General features: G+C 71.4%; 1 protein-coding gene. It reads right to left on the bottom strand.

The genetic code is table 11. The annotated features are described in order from the left end of the window. Positions 1-3,971: type I polyketide synthase (locus IO40_RS0132640; protein ID WP_157846467.1), on the bottom strand; the 3,971-nt coding region annotated here is incomplete at its 3' end. Between the last annotated feature and the right edge of the window lie 19 nt (positions 3,972-3,990).

Below are 3,990 nucleotides of genomic sequence, written 5' to 3'. Positions count from 1 at the left end.
AGCGGCGCGTCCTCGGCGAGGCCCAGCTCACCGGCGAAAGCACTCGTGTCACCGCCACGCACGGCGGACCAGAACTCGGCATCGACCGGGTCCTGACCGGCCTCGCTTTCCGCACCGTCGTCCACCAGCCAGTAGTGCTGGCGTTGGAAGGGGTAGGTGGGCAGATCGACGGTGCGGGGGCGAGCGTCTGCGAACAGGGCCGTCCAGTCGACGTCGACGCCGCGTACCCACAACTCGGCCGCGCTCGCCAGGAACCGGTCCAGCCCACCGTCGTCACGCCGCAGCGAACCGGTCACCACGACACCCTCGGTGCCATCGGTGACCTCCTGGACAGCGGTGGTCAGCACCGGATGGGAGGAGACCTCCACGAACGTGCCGAAGCCTTCCGCGGCCAGCTTTTCGACGGCCTCGGCGAACCGCACCCGCGAGCGCAGATTCGTGAACCAATAACCACTGTCCATCTGCGAGCCGTCGGTGAACTCCCCCGTCACCGTGGACAGCACAGGGACCTGGCCGGCGCGCGGACTGATGCCCTCCAAAGCAGCAGCCAGATCGTCCTTCAAAGCGTCCATGGCCGGGGAGTGAGAGGCATAGTCCACCGCGATCCGGCGAGCCCGTAGCCCCGAGCGCTCGCACTCGGCCACCACCTCGCCGACCGCCTCCGCCTCACCGGAGACCACCACCTGCGAGGCGCTGTTGACCGCAGCCACCCACACCTGACCAGGCCACCGCTCCAGCAACTCCTCAACCCGCCCCACCGGCGCGGCAACCGACGCCATACCGCCCTGCCCGGCCACAGCACGGATCGCCCGACTGCGCAGACACACCACCCGCAACGCGTCAGCGAGGGACAGCGATCCCGCTACATAGGCCGCGGCGATCTCGCCCTGCGAATGCCCCACCACAGCAGCCGGCTCCACCCCGTAGGACTGCCACACCGCTGCCAGACCGACCATCACCACGAACGAGGCCGGCTGGAGCACATCGACCCGCTCCCACAGCGCCGCATCGGCCTCGCCCCGCAGTACGGAGGTGACCGACCAGTCGACCAGGCCGCCCATCACCGCCTCGCACTCGGCCACCACCGAGGCGAACACCGGCGAGCTCTCCAGCAGACCGGCACCCATACCCAGCCATTGCGCACCCTGACCAGGGAAGACGAACACCGTCCGCCCCACCGGCCCCGCGACACCCGACACCACGCCACCAGCAGGCTCACCCGCGGCCAACGCCGACAGCCCCGTCCCGAACGCGCCGAGCACCGCAGCACGGTGCTCGAACCGCGCCCGCGTCGTCACCAACGACCAGCCCACATCAACCGGATCGACCGCATCAACCGAACCAAGCAGCGCAGCGGCCTGATCGCGCAGCGCCTGCCCGTCACGTGCGGACAGCAGCCACGGCACCACCGGCGGAACCTCGGCCGCCCCGGCAGCAGTGCCGATGCCGACCACGGCCTCCTCCGGAGCCTCTTCGAGGATCACGTGCGCGTTCGTCCCACTCATCCCGAACGCCGACACACCAGCACGCCGAGGCCGGTCATCGGCACGCGGCCACTCACGTGCCTCGGACAACAGCTCCACCGCGCCCGTCGACCAGTCCACGTGCGACGACGGCGTCTCGGCGTGCAGTGTCCTGGGCAGCAGCCCGTGCCGCAGCGCCAGCACCATCTTCATCACGCCCGCGACACCGGCCGCACCCTGCGTGTGCCCGATGTTCGACTTGACCGACCCCAGCCACAACGGCTGCTCGGCCGGACGGTCCTGGCCGTAGGTGGCCAGCAGTGCCTGCGCCTCGATCGGGTCGCCCAGCTTGGTGCCGGTGCCGTGCGCCTCCACCACGTCCACGTCCGTGGCCGCGACCCGGGCGTGCGCCAGCGCCTGCCGGATGACCCGCTGCTGGGACGGGCCGTTCGGCGCCGTCAGACCGTTCGACGCACCGTCCTGGTTCATCGCCCAGCCGCGCAGCACCGCCAGCACCTGGTGCCCGTTGCGACGCGCATCCGACAAACGCTCCAGGAGAAAGACGCCCGCGCCTTCGGAGATGCCCATGCCGTCCGCGTCGTCCGCGAACGCCTTGGAGCGGCCGTCCTCGGCGAGACCGCGCTGACGGCTGAAACCGATGAAGCCCAGGGGCGCCGAGCCGATGGAGGCTCCGCCGGCGAGGGCCAGCGTGCATTCGCCGGACCGCAGTGACCGCGCGGCGAGTTGGAGGGCCACCAGCGAGGAGGAGCAGGCCGTGTCCACGGTGACCGCCGGGCCTTCGAGCCCCAGCGTGTACGAGATCCGCCCGGAGGCCACGCTGAAGTTCGTGCCGGTGAGCAGGTGCCCCTCCACCCCGTCCGGCACCTGCCGCAGACTCGTGCCGTAGCCGCCGAATCCGACGCCGACGAACACGCCGCAGTTGCTGCCGCGCAGGCTGTGCGGGTCGATCCTGCCGCGTTCGAGCGCTTCCCAGGAGGTTTCCAGCAGCAGCCGCTGCTGCGGGTCCATCGCCAGGGCCTCGCGCGGCGAGATGCCGAAGAAGGCGGGGTCGAACCGACCCGCGTCCCGTACGAACCCACCGGTCCTGACGTAGGTGCGCCCCTGCTCGTCCGGGTCCGGGCTGTAGAGCCGCTCCAGGTCCCAGCCGCGGTCCTCGGGGAACCCGTCGACGACCTCGTCACCGTCCGACAGCAGCCGCCACAGCTCCTCGGGACTGTTGATGCCGCCGGGGAAGCGGCAGCTCATGCCGATGATCGCGATGGGGTCGTCGTCGGAGGTGGGTACGGCGACCGGCGCGGCCGGGGCCGTGGTCTCCGGCTCGGAGCCGAAGAGGAGGGTGTTCAGATGCTGCGCGAGGCGGATGACGTCGGGGTGGTCGAAGACGAGGGTGGTGGGCAGCTTCAGCCCGGTGGCGGTGCGCAGCGCATTGCGCAGCTCGACCGCGAGCAACGAGTCGAAGCCCAGGTCACGGAACGGCCGCTCCTCCTCGACGGTGTGCGCAGTGGGGTGCCCGAGGACTTCGGCGGTGTGCGTGCGCACCAGATCGCGCAGGGCCTTCTCACGGTCTTCGACGGCCAGCGGGTGGAGCCGTTCCCGCAGGGAGTTCCCCTCACCCGTGTCGTCCCCGTCGTCCGCGTCCAGGACTGCGCGGACTTCGGGCATGGCATCCAGCAGTGGACGCGGCCGGGCGGCGGTGAACGCCGGGGTGAAGGCCTCCCAGTCCACGTCGCCGATGGCGAGGAACTCCTCGTCGTCCGCCAACGCCTGCCGCAGTCCGGCGACAGCCGTCCGCGGGTTCATGAACGACAGTCCCCGCCAGCTGAGGGACCCGGTGTCGATGCTGCCGCCCAGGCCGTCGTCGGCCGACCACAGGCCCCAGGCGATGGTGGTCCCGGCCAGACCGCGGGCGCGGCGGCTGCGGGTGACCGAGTCGAGGTAGGCGTTGCCGGCCGCGTAGGCACCGTGCGCCCCGGCGCCCCAGACCGCGGCCACGGACGAGTACAGGACGAAAGCGTCCAGTCCCTCACGGTCGAAGAGCCGGTCCAGGTGGGCGGTGCCCATCAGCTTCGCCGCGGCACCCGCCTCGAACTCGGCGAGATCCGTGCCGGCCAGCGAGCCGGGCTCGCCGACGCCGGCGGTGTGTACGACGGTCCTGATCGGCGGGCCGTCGGCCTCCACCTGCTCGACCAGCCGGGCCAGGGCGTCGTAGTCGCAGACATCGCAGGCTGCGACCGTCACGCGCGTACCCAAAGCTTCCAGTCCTGTGACGAGTTCGCCCGCGCCGGGTGCGTCGAGGCCGCGCCGTGAGGTCAGGACGAGATGCTCCGCGCCGCAGGTAGCGAGCCAGCGCGCGGTGTGCGCGCCCAGGCCGCCGGTGCCGCCCGTGATCAGAGCCGTGCCGCTCGTCCGGAAGGGCTCCCCCGATTCGTGGGCCAGTGGCTTGCGCCGCAGACGGCGCAACAGTGCTCCGCCGTCGCGGATCGCCACCTGGTCCTCATGGTCACCG

The organism is Streptomyces albus subsp. albus, assembly GCF_000725885.1.
Classification (GTDB): domain Bacteria; phylum Actinomycetota; class Actinomycetes; order Streptomycetales; family Streptomycetaceae; genus Streptomyces; species Streptomyces albus.
The sequence above is the reverse complement of the archived record's forward strand: the minus strand, read 5'-3'. Positions and strand labels throughout refer to the sequence as shown.